Origin of the sequence: Streptomyces sp. NPDC006326 (assembly GCF_040612915.1) — a bacterium.
GTDB lineage: Bacteria > Actinomycetota > Actinomycetes > Streptomycetales > Streptomycetaceae > Streptomyces.
Window position 1 is genome coordinate 173011 of the sequence record NZ_JBEXRC010000001.1, and the last position, 19035, is coordinate 192045.

The window sequence follows — 19035 nt, forward strand, 5'->3', positions numbered from 1 at the left end:
CCTCCTCGTGGTCTTCCTTCAACGGCAAAGGGCGGGCCGGGATTCCTCCCCGCCCGCCCCGTGCCCGCGACCCCGGACCTACGCCAGGCCCGGGGTGACCTCGCGTACGCACCAGTCGCGGGCCGTCACGTACCGGTTCCGCGGCGAGGCCGCATAGCTCCACGGCAGCGCGCCGACGTACCCGTCGACGTGCCGGAACTGCACGACCGCCTCCTCGTCGCGGTCCTGCATCCACAGCATCCACGCCAGGAGGTGGCGCAGCCGCACCGCCCGCCGGTCGTCCGCGGAGGCGGCCGCCAGGTCGGCGAGCGCCGCGTCGACGGCGGCGAGGACCTCCGGTTCCTTCAGGAACACGTCCGCCTTGAGGTCCTCCTCGTAGGTCTGCTGCTCGAAGTAGGCGATCAGCGGCAGCAGGGAGAGCAGCTCACCGGGTGCACCGGCAGCCGCCGACGCGCGGGCGAAGGCCAGTGCCAGCTCGTGCGAGCCGCGCCACTTCCGGCACCAGTACTGCAGGGCCGTGGTGTGCGCGCTGAGGATCTTCGGGTCGCGCCGGGTGATCTGCCCCCACAGCTCCTCGTACTGCTCGTGCGGGTAGCCGAGGCCCTGCGCGATCGGCTGCTCCACCATGTACGGGACCGGGTCGGCGGGGTCGGCCATCCGCTGGGCCGCGTGCGCGGACTCCTGTGCCTTGAGCAGCAGCTCGTGGAAGAGCCGGAACTGCTCCTGGGTCGTGCGGCTGCCGGACTGGCTGCCGCGCACGTTCCAGGCGACGTTCACCGCGGCGTCGGCCTCGACCAGGGCCGCCGTCGGGTCGGACGGGTGCTCCGCCCGCCAGGCCAGCAGGAACGCGTCGTCCTCCGCCGCGACCTCCGCCAGGGCGCGGACGCGCTGCCAGCGCTCCTCCCAGTCCGAGCCGGCCGCCGCCACGTAGGCGGCTCCGGCCTGCCAGTCGCCGGCGCGGACGGCCGCGACGGCCGCCGTCCGCTCCGGGGGCACCGGCTGGGCGTTGTCGGTGTCGAGGTCGGCCTCGGCGACGAAGCCCAGGGCGACGACCGCGGCTGCCTGCCGCGCCTTCTTCTCGGCCTTCTCGGCATCGGTGGCCGCCGCCCGGGCGGCGGCGGTCCCGGCCGGGCGGGTCTTCGTCCGGGCGGTGAGGAAGCGGTACGCGGCCCCGCCGAGCAGGAGGAGCGCGAAGATGATCAGACCGAGCATCAGAGCAGCACCAGCTTTCGCAGCGGTTCGGTGTCGGGCAGGTCCGCGACGAGCGCGTCCAGGGCGGGCTCCAGCCGGTCCTCGAACCCCTCGGCCGCGTACTGCAAGGCGGCCGAGTCGGACCAGGACAGCTGCCAGCGGGCCGCGCCGCGGGCCGTCAGCTCGGCGGTGACCAGCTGCTTCACCGCGCGCCGCAGGACGGGGCGGGCGAACTCGCGGGCGGCGCGGCCGGTGGCGGCCGCGGCCTCCTCGGACTTCGGGAAACGGTCCGCGATCCGCCAGCGCAGCGCCGGGTCGGCGTCGACGGCGTCCAGGAGGGCGGCCAGTTCCGGGGAGGCGCCTTCGGCGACGACGGCCTCGCGGATGTCCTGGGCACCCTCGCCGACGTACCGGGTCATGCTCTCGTGGACGAGTTCCGCCCAGTCCACCCGGGTGAGCGCGAGGGCCTCGGGGGTCAGGACCGCCTGCTCCAGCGCGGCCAGCGCGGCCTCGGGGGAGGCGAGCAGTTCCAGCGCCGGGCGGGCCGCCTGGCCGCCGCGGCCGTCGTCCGGCAGGGCCTCGATGCGGGCGACGCGCTCGGCGAGCGCGGGGTGGGAGTCGTACGGGGAGGTCGGCTCCTGCGGCAGCTCGCTGCGCAGGTCGTCCAGCTCCTCCGTACGGGCGTCGAGCAGGTGCCGCAGACCGCCGAAGACCTGGCCGGGGCGCGGCAGCAGGCCCGCGCCGACGCCGAGGGTGGCGTAGGAGTCCATGTAGAACCGGTGCGCGGGCGCCAGGACGTTGAGCTCGCGCAGGGCGGAGGCGGCGGAGTCGCGGCCGGCGACGCGGACGGAGGCCAGGTCGGCGGCGAGCTCCTGACGGCGGCTTCCGGAGAGGGTGGCGCGCATGTAGAAGTGCGCGTAACCCGTGTAGATCTTCGCCATGGCGCGGTACATGGCGCCCTGGCCGGCCGTGTCGACCTCCTTGGCCTTCTTGCCCTTGGCGAGGCGCTTCTCGGCGGCCTTCTCCTGGCGGGCCCGCTCCTTGGCGACCTTGGTGTCGGCGCGGTCGTGGAAGTGCCCGATGGTGCGGATCAGCTGGGCGCGGCCGCGGGCGATCAGCGGGGTGAGGCGGGTGTCGAGGTTGGCGTAGTGGCCCATCTCGTGGGCGAGCACGGCGCGCAGCTGCATCTCGTCCAGGCCCGTCATCAGGGGCAGTCCGAGGTAGAGGCGGCGGGTGCCGGGCAGCAGGCCCAGCAGCCGGGCGTCCTCGCCGACGGCCGCGTTGACCTCGTCGATCAGCAGGATCTCGTCGGGGGCGCGGGTGCCGACCTCGGCGGCGATCTCGCGGACGGTCCGCCACAGCACGGGTTCCTGCTGCTCGGTGACGGGGACGCCGGGCTGCGGTTCGCCCTTGGGGGTGCGCAGCATGAACATGCCGCGCACGATCGGGACCGCGAGGACCACCGAGACGATGAGGATCTTGCCGGCGACGCCGCCGTGCAGCCAGGTGACGGTGGCCCAGTCGACGGCGGCGAGGACGGCGAGCAGGACGAGGCCCAGCAGGTAGAAGCCTGCGAGCAGAACGAGGGCGCGCAGCGCGCGCAGTGAAGCGCCCATACGGACGGGGTCCCCCCACGGGATGAAGCGGTGCAGGTGTCGGATGCGGCGCAGGCGCCGCGGGCACGGCGCGTGCCGTGCTCGGCGCATCATGCGCGGTACCTGTCACTTACAGCAACCTTATGGCCGAGGGGGGCGGCCGTGGGTGCCGCCGGGCCGGGCTCCGGCCGGCCCCGCCGGCTCAGTGCGGCAGGGTGGCCGGGGACCCGCCGTTCGCCTCGTAGCCCGCCACCGCCAGCGCGCGGTACACCGCGTACTGCGCCGCCGGATCAGCCGAGACCGACCACGGCAGGGCGCCCACGTACCCGTCCACGTGCCGGACCTGCTCCATCGCCTCCGCCCAGCGCTCCATCGGCACCAGGAACGACAGCAGCATGTGCCGTACGTGCGCCAGCATCGGATCGTCCGGGCGCGCCGTGTGCACCGCGTACAGCGCACCCTCCACCGCCCGCGCCACGACCGCGCCCCGCCAGAAGTTGGTCAGGACGACCTCGGGGACGTGCTCGTACACCGCGAACAGCGGCAGGGCCGCCAGCAGCGAGCCCTGCGGGGCCCGGGCCGCCGCGGCGTGGGCGAAGGCGTCGGCCTGCTCCCGCGAGCCGTGCCACTTCTCGCACCAGTAGTGCAGGGCCGCCAGATGCGCGCCCATGTGCGCCGGAGCCACGTCGATGATCTTCGCCCAGAGCGCGTCGAACTCCGCCTCCGAATACCCCAGCGCCCGCGCGACCGCCAGCTCCGTGATGTGCGGGACCGGGTCGCCCGGCGCCAGCAGCGCCGCCTTGCGGCACGCCTCCCGGGCCTCCTCCAGGATGATCCGGTGGTCCGCCGAGCCCACCCCGCCCGAATGCCGCCACGCCTGCTGCACCAGCAGCTCGGCGTGCACCTGCGCCCCGCCCGCGTCCTTCTCGGCCTCCAGCCGCCACGCCTTCAGCCACTGCGCGCCGCTGCCCGGCTGCCGGACGAGCTCCAGCGCCGCCGCCCCGCCGAAGGCCTGGACGCGCTGCCAGCGCAGCTCCCCCTCCTTCGGGGTCCCGGCCAGCAGCTGCGACGCCGCCTGCCAGCGCCCGGTGCGCTGCACCGCCTCCAGCGCGTCCATCAGGTCCTCGTCGGGCCCCGGCACGCGCACGTCCAGCTGCTCCTGGCGGGCGAAGCCGTAGTTCTCCGGGTCCGCCGCGTCGGGGCTTCCGGGCTCGACCAGCTGTACGCCGCCCCGCCTGCGCCGCAGGTACGGGCTGAAAGCGGCCAGCAGCAGGCCCATCGCGAGCAGGAACCAGAGAATCTCCATGGCCCCCAGCGAACCAGACCACCGGGGTCAAACGCCAATGCGAAAGAGGCCCGCGGCGCAAGCGGGGCATAGCATCTGCCTCATGAGCGACGACAGCCACGAGCACCAGAGCTTCGAGACCCGCGCGATCCACGCGGGCAACACGGCGGACCCGCTGACCGGCGCGGTCGTACCCCCGATCTACCAGGTGTCCACGTACAAGCAGGACGGGGTCGGCGGCCTGCGCGGCGGTTACGAGTACAGCCGCAGCGCCAACCCCACCCGTACCGCGCTGGAGGAGAACCTCGCGGCGCTGGAGGGCGGCCGGCGCGGCCTCGCCTTCGCGTCCGGGCTCGCCGCCGAGGACTGCCTGCTGCGTACGCTGCTCACCCCGGGCGACCACGTGGTCATCCCCAACGACGCCTACGGCGGAACCTTCCGCCTCTTCGCGAAGGTCGTCTCCCGCTGGGGCGTGGAGTGGTCGGTGGCCGACACCTCGGACCCCGATTCGGTACGCGCCGCCCTCACCCCGAAGACCAAGGCCATCTGGGTCGAGACCCCCTCCAACCCGCTGCTCGGCATCACGGACATCGCCGTCGTCGCCGACATCGCGCGCACGGCCGGCGCCAAGCTGGTGGTCGACAACACCTTTGCCTCGCCCTACCTCCAGCAGCCCCTCGCCCTGGGCGCCGACGTGGTCGTGCACTCCCTGACCAAGTACATGGGCGGCCACTCCGACGTCGTCGGCGGCGCCCTCGTCACCGCCGATGCGGCGCTCGGCGAGGAGCTGGCCTACCACCAGAACGCGATGGGCGCCGTGGCCGGCCCCTTCGACTCCTGGATCGTGCTGCGCGGCATCAAGACCCTCGCCGTCCGCATGGACCGCCACGCCGAGAACGCCGCCAAGGTCGCCGAGGTGCTGACCCGCCACCCCAAGGTGCACAAGGTCCTCTACCCGGGCCTGCCCGAGCACCCCGGCCACGAGATCGCCGCCAAGCAGATGCGCAACTTCGGCGGCATGATCTCCTTCCAGGTCACCGGCGGCGAGGCCGCGGCGGTCGAGGTCTGCAACCGGGCCAGGCTGTTCACCCTGGGCGAGTCCCTCGGCGGTGTCGAGTCCCTCATCGAGCACCCGGGCCTGATGACCCACGCCTCGGTGGCCGGCTCGGCCCTGGAGGTCCCCGCGGACCTGGTCCGCCTCTCCGTCGGCATCGAGAACGCCGACGACCTGATCGCGGACCTGACCCAGGCCCTCGGCTAGTACCCGGGCCCGGGCCCGGACGAGAAGTGCGCCGCCGGGCGGTGGCTACCAGCCCTCCAGGGGCGGGGAGACATCGCTCGGCGGCACCTCCCACGGGCGGGTCAGCGAGGCCCACACCGCGAAGGCCACCGCCGCCGCGCACAGCAGCGTCCAGCCGGCCCGGCGCAGCGCCCGGCGGCGCCGCAGCAGCCGGTCGCCCCGGGCCGCGGCGCTCGCCGCGAGCCCGGCCGGAACCACCGGGTACGGGCCCTCCATCAGCCGCCTGACCTGGGCTTCCTTACGGTCCGGGACACTCATGCCGCCGCCTGTCCGGAGCGCATCGCGGCCACCGCCCGGCTGCACAGCACCCGTACCCGCTCGACCGGCAGCCCCAGCTGCGCGGCGGTGACCTCCTCCGCGACCCCCTCGTACACCCGCAGCACGAGGACGAGCCGCTCCAGCGTGCCGAGCCGGGCGAGGACCCCGGGACCGCCGTGCAGGCGCCGGCCCGTGCGGGCGAAGGCCGTGCACAGCTCCTGGCGGGTGGCGGCGTACGGGTCGTCGCCGCGCAGTCTGCGCCAGTTCGCGTACGTGTGGGCCAGCGCCCCCGCGAGCAGCCGCCGCGCGGCGGCCGGCCGGTCCGGCGCCTCGGCCGTCAGCAGCAGCGCGACATGCAGGAGCCGCCCCGCCGCCCCCGCGACGAAGGCCTCGAACTCCGCGTAGGCGCCCGGCCGGTGGTCGTCCACAGGACACATGGTGCGGGCAGCGCCACCACCCCGGTCAAGGGGTCGTACGCGCCCGGTCCGCGACCCGGCTCAGGAGGCCGGGCCGGCCTCCGCGACCGCGCCCATCAGCTCCGACAGCGACACGTTGAAACGGGTCAGCAGCGCGGTGAACGACTCGCGCTCCTCCTCGGTCCAGTCGTCCGTCACCCGGGCCATCAGCTCGCGCCGCGAGGAGCGGACCTCCTCCAGCCGCGCCTGCCCGCGCGGGGACAGCGCGAGGACCACGGCCCGGCCGTCCTCCGGGTGCGAGGTGCGCTTGACCAGCCCGCCGTCCACCAGCGGCGCGACCTGCCGGGTCACGGTGGAGGAGTCGATGCCCATGCCGCCCGCGAGCGCCTTGACGCCCATCGGGCCTTCCAGGTCGAGCCGGTTCAGCAGCAGGTAGGCGGCCCGGTCCATCGAGTTGCGGGCCTGGCCGACCCCGCCCAGGCGGGTCTGCTCGGCGCGGCGGGCGAAAACGGCCACCTGGTGCTGGAGCGCGTCGAGGAGACCGGCTTCGGCAGGCGTCTCGGCCGCCTTGGACAGGTCGGAATTGGCCGGGATGGAGGGCATGGCCGTGAGCTCTCTTCGCGTGGGGCCGACAAGGATGGGGGACAGAGTACGCGGCCGTGCGGGCGCCCGTACGCCGCGTACGAGAACTGGTACGGGCAGTCCCGACGCGGCCCGCGGACCTGTCCCGGATGGCGGGATTTCGCCCCTGTACGACCCCTCCACCGCGGCCCTGAGCCGCGCCCCGCACGGACTGCGAGACTGGCGGCATGAGCTACCGCGTGCCCCAGCCCGTCCCGCAGGTCATCCTCGACGACGTCCGGGGGGCCCAGAAGATGCTCTCCGGCGTCTCCCGGGTCACCCCGATGGAAGGCAGCCGGCACCTCTCCGCCCTCACCGGCTCCCCGGTCCACTTCAAGTGCGAGAACCTCCAGCGCACCGGCTCCTTCAAGCTGCGCGGCGCGTACGTGCGCATCGCGGGCCTGCGCCCCGAGCAGCGGGCCGCCGGCGTGGTCGCCGCCAGCGCCGGCAACCACGCGCAGGGCGTGGCCCTCGCCTCCTCCCTCCTCGGGGTCCGCTCGACGGTGTTCATGCCGGTCGGGGCGCCCCTGCCCAAGGTGGCCGCGACCCAGGAGTACGGCGCCGACGTACGGCTGCACGGGCAGGTCGTCGACGAGACCCTCGCGGCCGCCCAGGAGCACGCCGACCGCACCGGAGCCGTCTTCATCCACCCCTTCGACCACCGCGACATCATCGCCGGCCAGGGCACGGTGGGCCTGGAGATCCTGGAGCAGTGCCCGGAGGTCCGCACGATCCTCGTGGGCATCGGAGGCGGCGGCCTCGCCGCGGGCATCGCCGTCGCCGTGAAGGCGCTGCGGCCGGACGTCAAGGTCATCGGGGTCCAGGCCGCCGGCGCGGCCGCGTACCCGCCCTCGCTGAAGGCCGGGCACCCCGTGTCCGTCGACAACCCCGTGACGATGGCGGACGGCATCAGGGTCGGCCGCCCCGGCGACGTCCCCTTCAAAATCATTGGCGAACTGCTCGACGAGGTCCGTACGGTCTCCGAGGACGCGCTCTCCAGCGCGCTGCTGCTGTGCCTGGAGCGGGCCAAGCTCGTCGTCGAGCCGGCCGGCTGCAGCCCGGTGGCCGCACTGCTGAGCGAGCCCGAGCTCTACGGCGGCGGCCCGGTCGTGGCCGTCCTGTCCGGGGGCAACGTCGACCCGCTGCTCCTCCAGCGCATCCTGCGCCACGGCATGGCGGCCGCCGGCCGCTACCTGTCGCTGCGGCTGCGCGTGGCCGACCGGCCGGGGGCGCTGGCCGGACTGCTGGCCGTGTTGTCAGTGGTGGATGCGAACGTGTTGGACGTGAGCCATGTACGGACCGACCCGCGGCTCGGGCTCACCGAGGTGGAGGTGGAGCTGCAGCTGGAGACGAAGGGTCCGGAACACTGCGCCGAGGTCGCGCGGTCGCTGCACAGCGCCGGGTACAGGGTCATGGGCTGAGTACCGGATCAGTGACGTGACAGTCCGCTGAGGAATACGAATCACACTTCACACTGGGAGAACCTCTATGCCAGGCGCCATCTACGCCGAAGGCCTGGTCAAGACCTTCGGCGATGTCCGGGCTCTGGACGGCGTGGACCTCGACGTCCCCGAAGGCACCGTGCTCGGTCTGCTCGGCCCCAACGGAGCCGGCAAGACCACCACCGTGCGCGTCCTGACCACCCTCCTCAAGCCCGACAGCGGCAAGGCCGTCGTCGCCGGCATCGACGTCCTCAAGCACCCCAACGAGGTCCGCCGGGCGATCGGCCTCTCCGGCCAGTTCGCCGCCGTCGACGAGTACCTGACCGGCCGCGAGAACCTCCAGATGGTCGGCCGGCTGTACCAGATGGGCGCCAAGGCGGCGAAGGCCCGGGCGGGCGAGCTGCTGGAGCGCTTCAACCTCGCCGACGCCGCCGACCGTACGGCCAAGACGTACTCCGGCGGCATGCGCCGACGCCTCGACCTCGCCGCGGCCCTCGTCGTACGCCCGCCCGTGATGTTCATGGACGAGCCCACCACCGGCCTCGACCCGCGCAACCGCCAGCAGCTCTGGGACGTCATCCAGGAGCTCGTCGCCGGCGGCACCACCCTGCTGCTCACCACCCAGTACCTGGAGGAGGCCGACCACCTCGCCCACGACATCTGCGTGGTCGACCACGGCAAGGTCATCGCCCGCGGCACCTCCGACCAGCTCAAGGCCCGCACGGGCGGCGAGCGGGTGGAGGTCGTCGTCCACGACCGCGAGCGCATAACCGACGCCGGCGCCGTCCTCGCGGGCTTCGGCAAGGGCGAGACCACCGTCGAGGAGCACACCCGCAAGCTCACCGTGCCGGTGACCGGCGGCGCCAAGCTGCTCGCCGAGGTCATCCGCGAGCTGGACGCCCGGGGCATCGAGATCGACGACATCGGCCTGCGCCGCCCCACCCTCGACGACGTGTTCATCTCCCTCACCGGCCACGCCGCCGCCCTGGCCGACGAGGAGAACGGCGAGGCGCCACCGCAAGACGCCAAGGGCCGCAAGGCCCGGAAGGAGACGGCGAAGTGACCATCACCTCCCCGACCCCGGAGCTCTCCGCACCCCGCCCGCGCGGCGGCCTCGTCCAGGGCGCCAGCGACTCCCTGGTGATCGCCAAGCGGAACCTGATCCGGATGTCCCGGATTCCCGAGATGATCATCTTCGGCGTGATCCAGCCGGTCATGTTCGTCGTTCTGTTCAGCTACGTCTTCGGCGGCTCGATCAGCGTCGGCGGCAACACCTCACCGGCCGCCTACCGCGAATTCCTGATGGCGGGCATCTTCGCCCAGACCGTCACCTTCGCCACGGCCGGCGCGGGCGCGGGCATCGCCGACGACATGCACAAGGGCCTCATCGACCGCTTCCGCTCGCTGCCCATGGCCCGCGGTGCGGTCCTGACCGGCCGCACGCTCGCCGACCTCGTCCAGACCACCCTCACCGTGGTCGTCCTGGCCGTCGTCGCCCTGATCGTCGGCTGGCGCACCCACGAGAACTTCGGCAAGGTGCTCGCCGGCTTCGGCCTGCTGCTCCTGCTCGGCTACGCCTTCTCCTGGATCGGCGCTCTGATCGGGCTGTCGGTGCGCACCCCGGAGGCGGCCACCTCCGGCGGGCTGATCTGGCTCTTCCCCCTGACGTTCATTTCGAACGCCTTCGTGCCCTCCGACAACATGCCGGCCTTCCTGCGGCACATCGCGGAGTGGAACCCGTTCAGCGCCACCGTCCAGGCCGCCCGCGAGCTCTTCGGCAACCTGCCGCCCGGCTACGAGGCCCCCCAGGCCTGGCCGATGCAGCACCCGGTCCTCGCGTCCGTCCTGTGGTCGCTGGTGATCATCGCGGTCTTCCGCACCCTGGCGGTCCGCAAGTACCGCTCGGCCACCGCGTAGCGCAGGAGCTCGCACAACGCAGAGCCCCCGGCGGATTACTCCGTCGGGGGCTCGTGCGCGTCCGAGGGTGATCAGCCGGTGAACGGCTTGACGTCCAGGATCTTGACCGTGGCCTTCTTGCCGTTCGGCAGCTCGTACTCGGCGTCCTCGCCGATCTTCTTGCCGAGCACACCCGTGCCGAGCGGGGACTGCGGGGAGTACGTCTCGAAGTCCGCGGACGCGTACTCGCGCGAGGCGAGCAGGAAGGACATGGTGTCGTCCTCGTCGCCGTCGAAGGCGATCGTGACGACGGTGCCCGGGGCCACCTCGCCCTCCGCGGCGGGGGCGGTGCCGACCTTGGCGTTCTCCAGGAGCTGCGTCAGCTGGCGGACGCGGAGCTCCTGCTTGCCCTGCTCCTCCTTGGCCGCGTGGTAACCGCCGTTCTCCCGCAGGTCGCCCTCTTCGCGGGCGGCTGCGATCTTCGTGGCGATCTCCGTGCGTGCGGGACCAGAGAGGTAGTCCAGCTCGGCCTTCAGCTGGTCGTACGCCGCCTGGGTCAGCCAGGTGACGCTCTCGCTCGTCTGGGTCACGGGTGCTCCTCGTCGGTACAGGGGACTACATGGCCGCCAGCGGCGGGCGAAACCACGAGCCTAACAATTCGGGAAGAAAAGGGGGAGGACACCATGGGTATGAAGTGTGTCATTGGGCCCGGTGGGCGGCACGTGCCCGATGGGTCCGTCCGGGAGGCCCGCCGACCGCAGCCGCGGCTCGCCGGGCCGGTCAGCGGGCCTGGCCCTGCGCGGCGGCCGCCTGGCAGCCGACCAGTTCGATCATCACCGCGCGGCCGGTCGTGCGCAAGGAGACGACCTCGTCCACCCGCGCGTCCTTCTGCCCGAAAGTGAAGTCGGCACGCCCCACCTCGCCGTGGTCCCTGTCCTGGGAGCTCAGGGTGCACACACCGGTCACGGAGGGGTCCTTGCGCACCTCCAGGTGGACCTTCACCTCGGTGTCGGACACCACCTGGAACTTGATCACCTCGGCGCTGACGCTCTGCCCGGCCACGTAGTCCCAGCCGATCCAGCCGACCACGGCGATCAGCCCGACCCCGAGCGCCGACCCGACGATCTTCAGCCGCCGGTCCGCACGCTGGTCCCCGGACCGCCCGTAGCGACCCTCGGGCAGTCCCTCGCGCACCGCGCTCATGATCGTTCCTTCCGAGAGGTCAGGGTCTTGGCCGGTTCCGGGCCACCCCGGAATTTTTCCACCCCCCGATTCGGTCACTATAGGAGCCGTACGCCCTGACGAATCACAGAGGATCCTGTCTTGACCGAGCAGCTTCGACTGATGGCCGTCCATGCCCACCCCGACGACGAGTCGAGCAAGGGCGCGGCCACCATGGCCAAGTACGTGTCCGAGGGGGTGCCCGTGCTGGTGGTGACCTGCACCGGTGGCGAGCGCGGCTCGATCCTCAACCCCAAGCTCCAGGGTGACAAGTACATCGAGGAGAACATCCACGAGGTGCGCCGCAAGGAGATGGACGAGGCGCGCGAGATCCTCGGCATCCAGCAGGAATGGCTGGGCTACGTGGACTCCGGCCTGCCCGAGGGCGACCCGCTGCCGCCGCTGCCGCAGGGCTGCTTCGCCCTGGAGGACGTGGACGAGGCCGCCGGGCGGCTGGTGCGGAAGATCCGCGAGTTCCGGCCGCAGGTCATCACCACGTACGACGAGAACGGCGGCTACCCGCACCCCGACCACATCATGACCCACAAGATCTCGATGGTGGCCTTCGAGGGCGCGGCCGACACCGAGAAGTACCCGGAGGCCGAGTTCGGCCCGGCGTACCAGCCGCAGAAGCTCTACTACAACCAGGGCTTCAACAAGCCGCGCACCATCGCCCTGCACGAGGCGCTGCTGTCGCGGGGCATGGAGTCCCCGTACGGGGAGTGGCTGGAGCGCTGGAAGGAGTTCGAGCGCACCGAGCGGACGCTCACCACGCACGTGCCCTGCGCGGACTTCTTCGAGATCCGCGACAAGGCCCTGATCGCGCACGCCACGCAGATCGACCCGGACGGCGGCTGGTTCCGCGTCCCGATGGAGATCCAGAAGGAGGTCTGGCCCACGGAGGAGTACGAGCTCGCGAAGTCGCTCGTCGACACCTCCCTCCCCGAGTCCGACCTGTTCGCGGGCATCCGGGAGAATGCTCGGTCATGAGCGCTACGCAGGCAGCACTGACCCAGCTCCTCCCGCTGGCGGGTGACACCTTCGACAAGAACAAGGTGACGCCCGGTCTCCTGGGCTTCATCGTGTTCGCGGCCCTCGCCCTCGGCGTATGGGGCCTGATGAAGTCGATGAGCCGGCACATGAACCGCGTCGACTTCGAGGAAGCCCCGGACCCGGCGGCCCGGCCGGCCGGCGGCGAGCCGGCCCCGTAGGGAACGCCCCGAACGCCCCGAACGCCCCCGAACGCTCCGGGATGCGCCGCCCCGCCGACCGGCGGGGCGGCGGCTTCCGTGCGCCGCCGCCCTGGCTCCGGCGGCAACGGCCCCCTCAGGCGGAGGCCGTCGGCGGCAGCGGGACCCCCATGATCTCCCGCGAGTGCAGGTTCGGGACCAGCCCGAGGCGCCAGGCCTGCCAGTCCTCCGCCGGGTCCACCCCGCGCCCCAGGGCCACCGCGTACGCGTCGAGGCAGTCCTCCAGCCGGCCGTCCCGCATCGGGTGCGGGGCGTCGCCCAGCCGGGCCAGTTCGGCGCGGGCCTCCTCGGCGCCGCCGCCCGGGACCGCGTACGGCAGCAGCGTGCAGCGCAGGAAGCGGGCCCAGTCCTCGCCGCGCCGGTCCCCGTACGAGATGAACAGCCGGGCCGCCTCCTCGCACAGGCCGAGCGCCTGCGCCACCCGCCCGTTGCCTGCGTCGACGACGGCCAGTTCCAGGCAGGTCCAGGCCTCGCCGTGGGCCAGGGAGATCCGCCGGAAGTCGGCCCGCGCGTCCACCAGCAGCTGCCGGGCGAAGCCGGAGTTCCTCAGGTTCCCCGTCTGCGCGGCGCGCTGGTCGCGGGTGACGCGGCCCGAGTGGTGGCGGGCGTGGGCCAGCCCGTACACGTCCCGCATCCGCGAGAACATCGTGCGGGCCCGTTCCAGCTCCCGGACCGCCTGGTCGCGGTCGCCGCTCTCCTCCAGCGCCTGGCCCAGGTAGTACAGCGTCCACGCCTCGCCGCGCGCGTCCTCCGCCTCCCGGTGCCGGGCCAGCGCCTCCCGCAGGCCTTCCACCGCCGGTCCGGGATCGCCGTCCACCACCCGGGCCCGGCCCAGCTGGGTCAGCGCCCAGGCCTGGCCGCGGTCGTCGCGGGTGCGCCCGTACAGGTCGAGGGCCTGCCGCAGCTCCTCCTCGGCCCGCGGGACCTCGCCGAGCCGCAGGTGGACCTGGCCGAGCTGGAAGTGCGCCCAGGCCTCGCCGTGGACGCTCTCGCTCTCGCGGTGCAGGGTGAGGGACTGCTCCAGCAGGGCCATCGCCTCGGCCAGGTGCGCCCGGTCGCGTTCGACGGCCGCCAGCGCGTGCAGGCCCCAGGCCCGGTCGCCCGCCAGCTTGTCCGGTTCCTGCAGGACGAGTGCCTCCCGGATCCGGGCCGCGGCCTCGGGGAGCTGGCCCTGGTGGTGCAGGGTGATGCCGAGGGAGATCAGCGCCATGGCCGCGCCCGCGTCCTGCCGGGCCTCGCGGTACTGGTCGACCACCGAGGTCAGGGTGGTGCGGGCCTTGTCCAGTTCGCCGAGCTGGCGGGCCGCGATACCGGTGCGCCACTGCACCGACCGCACCAGCCGGCCTTGGCCGGGCCCCTGGTCCACGGCCCGCATCAGCTCGTCGATCTCGCCGAGCCGGTACAGGTCGCCGCGCAGCAGGCAGAAGTCGCACAGGGCGCCCAGCAGGTCGAGTACGGCGTCCTGGTCCACGCCGTCGGAGTGGCGCAGCGCGGCCGTGATGAAGCTCGACTCGTCGTCCAGCCAGCGCAGCGCCGCGTCCAGCGAGGCGAAGCCGTGGCCGCCGAAGTGGTGGGCGCGGGTGGACATCTTCCCGTCGACCATCCGGATCACGGAGTCGGCGAGCTGGGCGTAGTTGCGGATCAGCCGCCCGTGCGCGGCGGTGGCCTGCGCCCGGTCCTCGTCGGCGGCCAGGCGTGCGGCCGCGTACGAGCGCACGGCGTCGTGCATCCGGAAGCGCTCCCCGCGGACGTGGTCCAGCAGCCCGGCCCGTGCCAGCTCGCGCAGCAGCAGCCCGGCCTGCGCCCGGTCGGCGTCGATCAGCGCGGCCGCGGCGGAGGGGCCGAGCGAGGCCCGGCCGGCCAGGGTCAGGCGCCGCAGCAGCCTGCGCCGGTCCTCCGGCAGGGCGGCGTAGGCCAGGTCCAGGGCGTCGTCGAGGCTGCCCGCCCCGTGGGCCTGCTGCTGCGGGGCGGCGGCGTGGACCGGGGCCAGGACGCGCAGCGCCAGCGGCAGGCCGCCGCCGAGCGCGAGCAGGCCGGGCAGGGCGTCGGCTGCGTACGGGGCCGCGTCGGCGGCCTCGGCTCCGGCCCGGAGCAGGGCGGCCGCCTCGGGCTGCGCCAGGCGCTCCACCGGCAGCTGGTGCACCCAGGCCGCGAGGTCCCCGGGCAGTTCCAGCGGCTCGCGGGCGGTGACCAGCACCAGGCTCTCGGACCGCTCGGGCACCAGCGTGCGGACCTGCGCCGGGTCCGAGGCGTCGTCCAGGATGACCGTCACGGGCAGCCCCTGGAGGTGCTGGTGGTAGAGCTCGCCCAGGCGCCGTACCTGCTGCTCCGCGGAGGAGCCCTCGCGGAACAGCAGCTGCTCGCGGGGTGCCCCGAGCCGGTTGAGCAGGTGCAGCAGCGCCTCCCTGGTCGGCAGGGGGGACTCCCCGCTGAGGGAGCCGCCGCGCAGGTCCACCACGCACGCCCCGCGGAACTGGTCGCGCAGCGCGTCCGCGGCCCGCAGCGCCAGTGCGGTGCGCCCCGATCCCGGCTCGCCGTGCAGGACGACCACCACCGGACGGGTCTCCGTACTGGCCCGGGCCGCCTGCACCCACTGCGCGATGCGGGTCAGCTCGCTGCGGCGGCCGGTGAACGCCGCCTCGGGTGCCGGGAGTTGGCCGAAGGACTGCTCCAGTACGCTGCGCCGCCGGGCCTGCGCGCTGCGGTCGGTGCCCCGCAGCTGCGGGGCCGGCCGGGGTGCCCGCGCGGCGGTGGCCACCGCGCGCTGCTGCTCCAGGAACGGCCGGATCCCGCGGACCTCCAGCGCCGACAGCCACTGCAGCCTGAGCTGTTCCGCCCCGCCCGGCCGGCCGAGTTCCCCGGCGCGCCGGTTGGCGGCGGGCAGGTGCAGCGCGGTCACCTTGGCGACGGCGGCGACGGCCCCGGCGATGCCGGTGACGGCGCCGGCGGTCAGCGCGGTGCCGGCCGCCACGCCGAGCGCGAGGTCGGTCCCGGCGGCCGCGACGGCGGCAACGGCCGTCACCAGCAGGGCGGTCGAGGTGTTCCCGCGCCGGAACGCCTCGCCGAGGGACTGTTCCCCGGCCGCGGCCGCGGCCTCGTCCAGGGCCCGGGCGTACGCCCCGTACTCCTCGGCCGCGCTCGCCGCCAGGGCGTCCAGGGCCTCCCGGCCGCGCGCGAGGAGCGCCGCCGTGTCGACCGGTGCCCCCGCGGCCCGCCGCGCTTCCTCGTCCACGGCCCGCTCCAACAGCCGCTCGGCCTCACCGCGATGGCTGTCCCGCATCGGCATCCCCCTCAAGAGAGCTCCGGCAACGTGCGCCAAGTGTCCGCCGGGACGCGCGTCAGCGCGAGGAATCTGAGCTAGTTCAGAGGGAGTTGAGCCTTTGCCGGTCAGCCGCGCGCATATATGTACGTTCTAGGCTGGGCCGGTGGACCGAGGACGGGGAAGGCCGGTACGGACGGCGGCCGTGCTGCTGACACCGGCGCTGACGGGCTCCGGCTGCGCGCGGCCCCCGGCCGGCGTAGATGCGTCATGGGCTGCCCCGGATCGGCCCCGTGAGCGGGGGCAGGTCGGGCGGGGGTAGGGGACCTGCGGAGAGGAGGTTCTCGGCGTGGTCGGTGGTGCGTAGGGCCAGGGAGGGCGTTGGCGCGTCATGGCTCGCCCGGACTGCCACCGGCCGGCGAGCCCCCCTCTTCTCGCAGGTCCCGACCTCCGTCAGGGTGCACCGCCGGCCTCCGGGGCCGGTCTGGGTCGGGCGGGTCCGCCTCCTGGGCACCTCGGGCGACGCCCGTCAGCCGTGGGCTCGTGGCGTATCGGCCGGCAGGGCGGCGACCGGGCCGAGGAGGACGCCGCCGACCGCTTCGCCACCCTGATGCTCCTGCGCGAGGGCCCGTCCGGCGAGGCGAAGCTCCGTACCGCCGCCGAGGCGTACGAGCTGGCGGCGGCCGAAGGCCCCGCCCTCCGCGGCGACGAGCACGCCCCGCCCGAGGCCCGCGCGGCCGCCCACCTCTGCCTGCTGTACGGCGCGGGATACGCGCGGCGGCCCGGCTGGTGGGCCGCCGTACCGCCCTCGTCCTCGGGGTCCCGGCCGGCGCCCGCCGCCTCCGGCGTGGCGGGCCGCGCCTTCGCCGAGTTCGTCAAGGGCGGCTGGTCGATCCGCTCGACCCTGCCGGGCCCCGACGGCGGACGCAAGGACACCGGGCGGGCCGCCGTACGCGAGGACGGCACCTGGACCATCGTCTGGTCCGGCGTCGCCGGGACCTGGACCGGCCGCTGGTCCCTGCACCGGGGCCGCCTCGACCTCCGGGTGCTCACGGGACCGCGGCCGCTCACCGACCCTTACGACGGCACCGACCTGCGCATCCGCCATATGGACCTGTCCGGCGCCATGTCGGTCCACGTGTGCACCCGAGCCTGAGGCGGGCCCGCGCGGGGTGCGCGAGGATGGCCCCATGTCGAACCGCCTCGCGAACGAGACCTCGCCCTATCTCCTCCAGCACGCCGACAACCCCGTCGACTGGTGGCCCTGGTCGCCGGAGGCCTTCGCCGAGGCGCGGGAGCGCGACGTGCCGGTGCTGCTCAGCGTCGGGTACAGCAGCTGCCACTGGTGCCACGTCATGGCACACGAGTCCTTCGAGGACGAGCTGACCGCCGCCGCCATGAACGAGCACTTCGTCAACATCAAGGTGGACCGCGAGGAGCGCCCCGACGTCGACGCCGTCTACATGGAGGCCGTGCAGGCCGCCACCGGGCAGGGCGGCTGGCCCATGACCGTCTTCCTCACCCCCGATGCCGAGCCCTTCTACTTCGGCACCTACTTCCCGCCCGAGCCGCGGCACGGAATGCCCTCCTTCGTGCAGGTCCTCGAAGGGGTGCGGACCGCCTGGACCGGGCGGCGCGAGGAGGTGGCCGACGTCGCGCAGCGGATCGTACGGGACCTGGCCGGGCGGCAGCTGGACTACGGCAAGGCCGGCGCCCCGGGGCCGCAGGAGCAGGCGCAGGCGCTGCTCGCGCTGACCCGGGAGTACGACGCCGTGCGCGGCGGGTTCGGCGGGGCGCCGAAGTTCCCGCCGTCCATGGTGCTGGAGTTCCTGCTGCGCCACCACGCCCGCACCGGGGCCGAGGGGGCACTGCAGATGGCCGCCGACACCTGCGAGGCCATGGCCCGGGGCGGGATCTACGACCAGCTGGGCGGCGGGTTCGCGCGGTACTCCGTGGACCGGGACTGGGTGGTTCCGCACTTCGAGAAGATGCTCTACGACAATGCGCTGCTGTGCCGGGTCTACGCCCACGTGTGGCGGGCGACCGGCTCCGACCTCGCGCGGCGCGTGGCGCTGGAGACCGCCGACTTCATGGTCCGGGAGCTGCGCACCGCCGAGGGCGGCTTCGCCTCGGCGCTCGACGCGGACAGCGAGGACCCGGCGAGCGGCAAGCACGTGGAGGGCGCGTACTACGCCTGGACGCCGCAGCAGTTGGCCGAGGTGCTCGGCGAGGAGGACGGTGCCCTGGCCGCCGCGTACTTCGGGGTGACGGACGAGGGCACCTTCGAGCACGGCACGTCCGTGCTCCGGCTGCCGCAGGACGGACCCGCCGTGGAGGCCGGGCGGATCGCCGGGATCCGGGAGCGGCTGCTGCGGGCCCGCGCCGAGCGGCCCGCGCCCGGGCGGGACGACAAGGTCGTCGCCGCGTGGAACGGGCTGGCGATCGCCGCCCTCGCCGAGTGCGGGGCGTACTTCGACCGGCCGGACCTGGTCGAGCGGGCCACGGAGGCCGCCGATCTGCTGGTGCGGGTCCACTTCGACGCGGTGGCCGGCCGGGCCCGGCTCGCCCGGACCAGCAAGGACGGGCACGTCGGCGCGAACGCCGGGGTGCTGGAGGACTACGGGGACGTCGCGGAGGGCTTCCTCGCGCTGGCGTCGGTCACCGGCGAGGGGGTGTGGCTGGAGTTCGCGGGATTCCTCCTCGACCTGGTGCTGGACCGGTTCACCGCCGAGGACGGGTCGCTCTACGACACCGCGCACGACGCCGAGCAGCTGATCCGCCGCCCGCAGGACCCCACCGACACGGCGGCCCCCTCCGGCTGGACGGCCGCAGCCGGCGCGCTGCTCTCGTACGCGGCGCACACCGGCTCGGAGACGCACCGGACGGTGGCCGAGCGGGCGCTGGGGGTCGTGCACGCGCTGGGTCCGCGCGTCCCGCGTTTCATCGGGCACGGACTGGCGGTCGCCGAGGCCCTGCTGGACGGCCCGCGCGAGGTGGCCGTGGCCGGTGACCCGGAGGATCCGGCGACGGCCCGGCTCCACCGGACGGCGCTGCTGGGGACCGCTCCCGGGGCCGTGGTGGCGGCCGGTGTGCCGCAGGCGGCGGACGGCGGGGCCGAGTTCCCGCTGCTGGCCGGGCGCACCCTCGTGGACGGCCGTGCCACGGCGTACGTGTGCCGCCACTTCGTCTGTGCCCGGCCCACGACGGACCCGGCCGAACTGGCGCAGCAGGTGGGCGCGGTCCGCGACTGAAGCCGCCGGAGCTCCGCCGGGCAGCCCCGCCGCCGACCGCGCCGGGGCTG

General features: G+C 74.0%; 17 protein-coding genes. 8 read left to right on the top strand and 9 right to left on the bottom strand.

The window, feature by feature from the left end; all coding sequences use genetic code 11:
* Window positions 1-78: 78 nt before the first annotated feature.
* The 3 genes from ABZ128_RS00790 to ABZ128_RS00800 all read right to left on the bottom strand — a co-directional run bounded on the left by ABZ128_RS00790 (window position 79) and on the right by ABZ128_RS00800 (window position 4092).
* Window positions 79-1212 (bottom strand): hypothetical protein, encoded by a 1134-nt coding sequence (locus tag ABZ128_RS00790; protein WP_356845244.1) that lies wholly within the window; start codon window positions 1210-1212, stop codon window positions 79-81.
* Window positions 1212-2807, bottom strand: coding sequence for a M48 family metalloprotease (locus ABZ128_RS00795; protein WP_356845246.1), 1596 nt, complete (start codon window positions 2805-2807; stop codon window positions 1212-1214). The genes ABZ128_RS00790 and ABZ128_RS00795 overlap by 1 nt, the downstream gene beginning before the upstream one ends.
* A gap of 181 nt (window positions 2808-2988) precedes the next feature.
* Entirely contained in the window at window positions 2989-4092 is a 1104-nt protein-coding gene (locus ABZ128_RS00800) for a hypothetical protein (protein ID WP_356845248.1), read from the bottom strand.
* Window positions 4093-4174: 82 nt separating this feature from the next.
* On the opposite strand from ABZ128_RS00800, the gene ABZ128_RS00805 reads away from it, so the two are divergent.
* Window positions 4175-5332 (top strand): cystathionine gamma-synthase, encoded by a 1158-nt coding sequence (locus ABZ128_RS00805; RefSeq protein ID WP_356845250.1) that lies wholly within the window; start codon window positions 4175-4177, stop codon window positions 5330-5332.
* 45 nt (window positions 5333-5377) lie between these two features.
* Here ABZ128_RS00805 and ABZ128_RS00810 read toward each other — a convergent pair whose 3' ends face one another.
* The 3 genes from ABZ128_RS00810 to ABZ128_RS00820 form a co-directional block, all read right to left on the bottom strand.
* Window positions 5378-5629 (bottom strand): hypothetical protein, encoded by a 252-nt coding sequence (locus ABZ128_RS00810; protein WP_356845252.1) that lies wholly within the window; start codon window positions 5627-5629, stop codon window positions 5378-5380.
* On the bottom strand, window positions 5626-6057 hold the full coding sequence (locus ABZ128_RS00815) for a sigma factor-like helix-turn-helix DNA-binding protein (RefSeq protein ID WP_356845254.1): 432 nt from the start codon (window positions 6055-6057) through the stop codon (window positions 5626-5628). The genes ABZ128_RS00810 and ABZ128_RS00815 overlap by 4 nt, the downstream gene beginning before the upstream one ends.
* A gap of 69 nt (window positions 6058-6126) precedes the next feature.
* A complete protein-coding gene (locus tag ABZ128_RS00820; RefSeq protein WP_356845256.1) occupies window positions 6127-6648 on the bottom strand; it encodes a MarR family transcriptional regulator in 522 nt (173 codons plus the stop codon).
* A 206-nt stretch (window positions 6649-6854) separates the two neighbouring features.
* On the opposite strand from ABZ128_RS00820, the gene ilvA reads away from it, so the two are divergent.
* The 3 genes from ilvA (at window position 6855) to ABZ128_RS00835 (ending at window position 10025) form a co-directional block, all read left to right on the top strand.
* Window positions 6855-8087 carry a threonine ammonia-lyase gene (gene ilvA / locus ABZ128_RS00825; RefSeq protein WP_356845258.1) on the top strand — a complete coding sequence of 411 codons (1233 nt, stop codon included), beginning with the start codon at window positions 6855-6857 and terminating at the stop codon, window positions 8085-8087.
* Between the two features lie 67 nt (window positions 8088-8154).
* Window positions 8155-9171, top strand: a complete 1017-nt coding sequence (locus tag ABZ128_RS00830) for an ATP-binding cassette domain-containing protein (RefSeq protein ID WP_356845260.1) — start codon at window positions 8155-8157, stop codon at window positions 9169-9171.
* Entirely contained in the window at window positions 9168-10025 is an 858-nt protein-coding gene (locus tag ABZ128_RS00835; protein ID WP_356845262.1) for an ABC transporter permease, read from the top strand. The genes ABZ128_RS00830 and ABZ128_RS00835 overlap by 4 nt, the downstream gene beginning before the upstream one ends.
* A gap of 71 nt (window positions 10026-10096) precedes the next feature.
* Here the strand turns inward: ABZ128_RS00835 and greA are convergent, their stop codons facing one another.
* Together greA and ABZ128_RS00845 are read right to left on the bottom strand one after the other, a co-directional pair.
* A complete protein-coding gene (gene greA, locus ABZ128_RS00840; RefSeq protein WP_356845263.1) occupies window positions 10097-10594 on the bottom strand; it encodes a transcription elongation factor GreA in 498 nt (165 codons plus the stop codon).
* Window positions 10595-10784: 190 nt separating this feature from the next.
* On the bottom strand, window positions 10785-11207 hold the full coding sequence (locus tag ABZ128_RS00845) for a DUF4307 domain-containing protein (protein WP_356845265.1): 423 nt from the start codon (window positions 11205-11207) through the stop codon (window positions 10785-10787).
* A 120-nt stretch (window positions 11208-11327) separates the two neighbouring features.
* On the opposite strand from ABZ128_RS00845, the gene mca reads away from it, so the two are divergent.
* Both mca and ABZ128_RS00855 read left to right on the top strand, forming a co-directional pair.
* Window positions 11328-12215 (top strand): mycothiol conjugate amidase Mca, encoded by an 888-nt coding sequence (gene mca, locus ABZ128_RS00850; protein ID WP_356845267.1) that lies wholly within the window; start codon window positions 11328-11330, stop codon window positions 12213-12215.
* Entirely contained in the window at window positions 12212-12436 is a 225-nt protein-coding gene (locus ABZ128_RS00855; RefSeq protein WP_356845269.1) for a hypothetical protein, read from the top strand. The genes mca and ABZ128_RS00855 overlap by 4 nt, the downstream gene beginning before the upstream one ends.
* Before the next feature lie 115 nt (window positions 12437-12551).
* Here the strand turns inward: ABZ128_RS00855 and ABZ128_RS00860 are convergent, their stop codons facing one another.
* Complete coding sequence (locus ABZ128_RS00860) at window positions 12552-15755, bottom strand: tetratricopeptide repeat protein (RefSeq protein ID WP_356845270.1); 3204 nt, start codon at window positions 15753-15755, stop codon at window positions 12552-12554.
* Window positions 15756-16269: 514 nt separating this feature from the next.
* On the opposite strand from ABZ128_RS00860, the gene ABZ128_RS00865 reads away from it, so the two are divergent.
* Both ABZ128_RS00865 and ABZ128_RS00870 read left to right on the top strand, forming a co-directional pair.
* Entirely contained in the window at window positions 16270-16890 is a 621-nt protein-coding gene (locus ABZ128_RS00865; protein WP_356845272.1) for a DUF4344 domain-containing metallopeptidase, read from the top strand.
* Window positions 16891-16924: 34 nt separating this feature from the next.
* Window positions 16925-18985 carry a thioredoxin domain-containing protein gene (locus ABZ128_RS00870; RefSeq protein ID WP_356845273.1) on the top strand — a complete coding sequence of 687 codons (2061 nt, stop codon included), beginning with the start codon at window positions 16925-16927 and terminating at the stop codon, window positions 18983-18985.
* Window positions 18986-19035: the final 50 nt, after the last annotated feature.